The 5,201-nt window shown below is 34.3% G+C and carries 6 protein-coding genes; 5 read left to right on the top strand and 1 reads right to left on the bottom strand.

What is annotated here, in order from left to right; all coding sequences use genetic code 11:
• Positions 1-61: 61 nt before the first annotated feature.
• The 4 genes from ACKI2P_RS10740 (at position 62) to ACKI2P_RS10755 (ending at position 3,208) form a co-directional block, all read left to right on the top strand.
• On the top strand, positions 62-982 hold the full coding sequence (locus ACKI2P_RS10740) for a manganese-dependent inorganic pyrophosphatase (protein WP_407377470.1): 921 nt from the start codon (positions 62-64) through the stop codon (positions 980-982).
• A 214-nt stretch (positions 983-1,196) separates the two neighbouring features.
• A complete protein-coding gene (mtnA, locus tag ACKI2P_RS10745) occupies positions 1,197-2,126 on the top strand; it encodes an S-methyl-5-thioribose-1-phosphate isomerase (RefSeq protein ID WP_407377471.1) in 930 nt (309 codons plus the stop codon).
• 105 nt (positions 2,127-2,231) lie between these two features.
• A complete protein-coding gene (locus tag ACKI2P_RS10750; protein WP_407377472.1) occupies positions 2,232-2,678 on the top strand; it encodes a hypothetical protein in 447 nt (148 codons plus the stop codon).
• Positions 2,679-2,758: 80 nt separating this feature from the next.
• Positions 2,759-3,208 carry a hypothetical protein gene (locus ACKI2P_RS10755; protein WP_407377474.1) on the top strand — a complete coding sequence of 150 codons (450 nt, stop codon included), beginning with the start codon at positions 2,759-2,761 and terminating at the stop codon, positions 3,206-3,208.
• A gap of 13 nt (positions 3,209-3,221) precedes the next feature.
• Here ACKI2P_RS10755 and ACKI2P_RS10760 read toward each other — a convergent pair whose 3' ends face one another.
• Positions 3,222-4,226 carry a class I SAM-dependent methyltransferase gene (locus tag ACKI2P_RS10760; protein ID WP_407377475.1) on the bottom strand — a complete coding sequence of 335 codons (1,005 nt, stop codon included), beginning with the start codon at positions 4,224-4,226 and terminating at the stop codon, positions 3,222-3,224.
• 35 nt (positions 4,227-4,261) lie between these two features.
• On the opposite strand from ACKI2P_RS10760, the gene dph5 reads away from it, so the two are divergent.
• Complete coding sequence (gene dph5, locus ACKI2P_RS10765) at positions 4,262-5,053, top strand: diphthine synthase (protein ID WP_407377477.1); 792 nt, start codon at positions 4,262-4,264, stop codon at positions 5,051-5,053.
• Positions 5,054-5,201: the final 148 nt, after the last annotated feature.

Raw genomic sequence — 5,201 nt, forward strand, 5'->3', positions numbered from 1 at the left:
CTAAGACCGCTTGGCCTCCGACTTATCATTAATTTTTATAAATTTTTTTAGGAAGATAATTATGGTTGAAACTTACGTTTTTGGACATAAAAGTCCTGATAGTGATACAATCACATCAAGTATTGTAATGGCTAATTTGGAAAATGAATTGGGAAACAGTGAAGCTAAAGCTTACAGATTAGGAAATATCAACAAAGAAACAGAATTTATTTTAGACTATTTGGGCATTGAAGCACCTGAACTTTTGGAAAATGTGGAAGATGGTGCAGATGTCATACTGGTTGACCACAACTCTCCTGCGGAATCTGTTGATAATCTTGAAAATGCAAATATTTTAAAAGTTGTTGACCATCATAAATTAGCTTTGGAAACTTCATATCCGTTATTTTTAAGATTTGAACCTGTCGGATGTACAGAAACTATTTTATGCAAATTATATGAAGAAAATGATGTGGAAATCACCAAAGAAATTGCTACATTAATGTTGTCTGCAATCATTTCAGACACTTTGCTTTTAAAATCACCTACCACAACTGAAGATGATAAGTTGGCAGTTGAAAAGCTTTCCAAAATCGCTGAAATCGATGCTGAGGAATACGGTTTGGAAATGCTTAAGGCAGGTACTGATTTAAGCAGTTTTTCAATTGATGAGATATTGGCACTGGATGCAAAGCAAATTGACTTTAAGGATGTAAAATCAATCGTAAACCAGGTCAATACTGCAAGCATTCCGGATGTTATGGAAATGAAGGATGAACTTGAGGAAGGAATCAACAAAATAATTGAAAAGGAAAACCTGGATTTGTTCATGCTTTTAATTACTGATATTGTAAACAGCAATTCCCAAGTAATTGTGCTGGGAAAAGATGCAAGTCTTGTTGAGAAAGCTTACGGCGTTAAATTGGAAGATAACACCGTACTTCTTGAAGGTGTTGTTTCACGTAAAAAACAAGTTGTTCCTATTATGACAGAAAGTGCATAGATTAGGCGATGCTAAAAATATAAATGTTTATAAATGATTAAAAGATAAACTATTAGTAGATGTATTTTAAATACGTCTCTAATCAAATCCGTTTTTGGATGCTAAAAAAAGCATGATTATAAACGATGCTCAAGCATTAAACAAAATTAGAAACTAACACTTAATTATGCTTTTTTTATCTTATTTTATAATATTTTTTTTTATGGGTGTTAAAATGAAAACACTTGAATGGGAAGATAACAAATTAAAACTTATTGATCAAAGAAAACTTCCTGATGAGTTAACTTATATCTACTGTGAAAACTATCAGGATGTTATTGTTGCAATTAAGGACATGGCCGTGAGAGGTGCTCCGGCTATTGGTGTTTCAGCAGCTTTTGGAATGGCTCTTGCTGATATTGAAGGTGTTGATTTGGATAAAGCAGCTACTGAAATAAAAGCTGCCAGGCCAACTGCGGTAAATCTTTTTTGGGCAGTTGATAGGGTATTAAACAGCGATGATGCTTTAGCAGAAGCCCTAAAAATGTATCAGGAGGATATGCAAACAAACAGGGCAATCGGAAAATATGGATCTGAAGTCATTGATGATGGTGATACCATCTTAACCCATTGCAATGCCGGTGCTTTGGCATGTGTTGACTATGGGACTGCTCTTGGTGTTATCAGGGCCGCAAGAGATGCCGGCAAGAATATCAATGTAATCTGTGATGAAACCCGTCCGCGCGGACAGGGAGCAAGCTTGAGCGTTTGGGAAATGCAGCAGGAAAACATTCCTGTTAAATTGATTCCTGATGTGGCTTCAGGATTTCTGATGTCTCAGGGAAAAATTGACAAAGTTGTAATTGGAGCTGATAGGATTGCAAAAGGCGGTGTGGTAAATAAGGTCGGTTCATTTATGGTTGCACTGGCTGCAAAACATCATGACATTCCTTTTTATGTGGCCGCTCCTTATTCTACTTTTGATAATGAAATTTCCATTTACGATACTATTATTGAAGAAAGGGATGGTGACGAGGTAAGGTATTATGGTGGTGCCAGAATATGTCCTGAAGGGACTGAAGTCATTAATCCTGCATTTGACATTACTCCAAAAGAGTTAATAACAGGAATAATCACTGAAAAAGGAATAATTGACCCAATCTAATATTATTTCTTTTTATTTTTCTTTTTTTTAATTTTTGTAAACTATTTTTTACTATAAATTTATTATCTATGCAGATTATAGTATGTTTAAGTAGTGGGGGATTTCATGAACAAAAAAATATTTTTATTTTCTATTGCTGTTTTAATAGCAATTGCAGGATTGAGTGTTGTTGCTGCAGTCGGTGCTGACAGTCAGGGTGAAACTGTTACGATAGAGGGAATTGATTTTAATATTCCTAAAGGATTTAAGGAAAATAAAACTTTTGAAATTGTAAATCAATCTGATGAAACTGCAGGTTTATCTTATGTGATGAATGGAAAATCATTTGAAAAGGGTGCTGATTTCATGTCATTGTTAGTCTCTGAATATGATGGACTTGAAGTGACTGATGATATTGTCGCTGCAACAGGTGGTGATGCTAAAAATATTGGCGGTCAGGATGGATATATGGCTAATAAAAATCCATATACTACTTTTAGTTATCATAAAAATGGTAAATTGGTGGTGTTATCTACTGATAATCCTGATTTGTTTGAGGAGTTTATTGTTTAAATTTAATTTCCCTTTGAATTTAAACTAAAAAATAGTTATATTAGTTGCTATGATTAATTATTCATTAATGGAGAATTTGTATGATTAAAAAAACATCTTTTTTAATTTTAATATTTTCTATAGTAGTTCTCGCTTTAAGTGCGGTTAGTGCCGTAGAATCACAAAATATTGAAAATAATACTGTTGCAATAGGTGGAGTTGATTTTACTATTCCTGATAACTTTCATGAAAACGTAACGCTTCGAATTGAAAATCAAACCAAAAACATAGGTTCAGTTATTTATATTTTAGATAGTCGAGCATATGAAAATGAAAAGAACTTCATGACAATATTTGTTTCAAACTATAATAATCTGGATGGAAGCAAGGATATTGTAAACCAAATTGGGGGCGATACTATTCAAATAAATAGTGAAAAAGGTTTCTTACATGAAGGAAATCAGTTTTACTCATTTACTTTTGAAAAGGATGGTAAAATTGTTGCATTGTCCTCTGATAACAAGGACTTGTTTCGGGAGTTTGTCATTTAACTCCTACTTTTTTTTATTTTTCAGATATTTTTCCATCAATGGCAACATGCCATTCTCCGGGGCTTGTTGATTTAACTTTACGGGTATTTATTATTTCAACATTCTTTTTGGCATTTCTGCATGCATCACTTAATCTTTTTATTCCCTGTTCATATGAATCAGAGAACTCATAATAGTTTATTGTTCCACCATCTTCAATCAAATCAACTGCAACGTCAAGGAAAGTGTATGCAAGACCTGGCAAGTTCATTATTATTCTGTCAAACTTGGTTTTAAATTGTTTGCTCACTTCACGAATATCTCCGCAGTGGCATTCAATAGTTCCATTTAATTTATTGAGACCAATATTCTCTTCAAGGTATTTGATTGCTTCAGGATTTATGTCCACGGCTGTTATGTCAACTTTTTTGTTTTTTGCAATGACAATAGGAAAAGGACCTATTCCGCAGAACATGTCAAGGATTTTTTCACCGTCCCTGACGCTTTCGCTGACACGAAGTCTTTCGGTTGCAAGTCTTGGTGAAAAATATACTTCACGAACGTCCAATTTCAACCGGGCACCGTGTTCTTTATGGATTGTGACTGAATCATCAACCCCAGATAGGAATTCCAAATCTCTTATGCGTATTGTTCCCTTAATTGCACTCTTTTTCATGTAGATTGCTTTTCTTTTGGTAAATTTTAATGCGGCATCCCCTATTTTATATTTTTTGTCTTCCAGCTCTTCAGGTATTTCCAAAATAACAATGTCTCCAATTGTATCGAATGATGTTTTCAGGTTTTCAATCTCTTCGCTGCTCAATTCGTCTTCAAGCAGTTCTGAAAAATTATGGGCAACCTTTTTCATGGGCTCCAGTTCGATATCTTCAATTTCATATCCTTCAACATCTCCGTTGATTGGAATGTATCCGAATTCATCCAGAGCCTTTATCCTGTAATCCATATTCATTTGGCCTTTTTCCATTAGTTTTATACGGGTGTCATTCAATTGCCTTAATGGAACTTTCACGCATTTCATAAACTTTATTATGTTTAAATTATTATATAATCTATATGTTTTATTTAGTGGGATTAGGATTATTTGATGAGAAGGATATTTCTCTTAAAGGATTGGAATGTTTAAGAAATGTTGATAAAATTTATGCCGAATTTTTCACTTCAAGACTATTTGGATCAAGTTTTGAAGCTATTGAAGAGTTAATAGGTAAAAAAATCAATGTTTTGGTCAGAAATGAGGTGGAAGAAGATCATGTCTTTTTAGATGAGGCCAAAACACAGGATGTTGCTCTTGTCACTGGCGGAGACCCTCTGATTGCAACAACCCATAGTGACTTTTTAGTCCAATGTTCAAAAAGGGGAATTGATTTTGAGGTAATCCATGGCTCATCCATTTTATCTTCTGCACCGGCTATTTCAGGCCTTCAGGGTTATAAGTTTGGAAAGGTAACAACAATTCCGTTCCCTGATTATAATTTCTATCCGAAGTCTCCTTACGAAGCCATTGAAGAAAATTTGAAAATGGATTTGCATACTTTGGTTCTGCTGGACATTCAGGCTCACAAGGAAAGATACATGACTGTCAATCAGGGGTTGGAATATCTGATGAGCATCAAAGATGATTTGGACCGTGAAGGGATGATAACTGAAGACACATTGGCAATGGGAATTGCCCGTGTAGGTTCAAAGGATGTTTGTGTTAAGGCGGGAAAAATCGGTGATTTGATTGATTTTGATTTTGGAGGGCCTTTGCACTGTATTGTAATTCCTTCCAAGCTTCACATTGTTGAGGCAGAATATCTGGTTGAAATTGCCGGAGCAGATTCAAGTATTCTTGATGATGTGTAGTTTTGGTTAGGAATTGCGAAAGCATTTTCCTATTTTAATTTTTTTCATTAAAAATATGTATTATTATTCATGTCGGTATTGGTAATTCATAATTATATTTATTTGTTTAGTTGTTGTAAATAAAAAGAGGGGAGTTTTGGGAGTAGTG

The organism is Methanobrevibacter sp., from assembly GCF_045541095.1.
Taxonomy (GTDB): Archaea; Methanobacteriota; Methanobacteria; order Methanobacteriales; family Methanobacteriaceae; genus Methanocatella.

Excerpts from the sequence above, each read along its gene's own strand:
- mtnA (WP_407377471.1), top strand. The coding sequence starts at position 1,197 with ATGAAAACACTTGAATGGGAAGATAACAAATTAAAACTTATTGATCAA.
- ACKI2P_RS10740 (WP_407377470.1), top strand. The coding sequence starts at position 62 with ATGGTTGAAACTTACGTTTTTGGACATAAAAGTCCTGATAGTGATACA.
- dph5 (WP_407377477.1), top strand. The coding sequence starts at position 4,262 with ATGTTTTATTTAGTGGGATTAGGATTATTTGATGAGAAGGATATTTCT.
- ACKI2P_RS10755 (WP_407377474.1), top strand. The coding sequence starts at position 2,759 with ATGATTAAAAAAACATCTTTTTTAATTTTAATATTTTCTATAGTAGTT.
- ACKI2P_RS10750 (WP_407377472.1), top strand. The coding sequence starts at position 2,232 with ATGAACAAAAAAATATTTTTATTTTCTATTGCTGTTTTAATAGCAATT.
- ACKI2P_RS10760 (WP_407377475.1), bottom strand. The coding sequence starts at position 4,226 with ATGAAATGCGTGAAAGTTCCATTAAGGCAATTGAATGACACCCGTATA.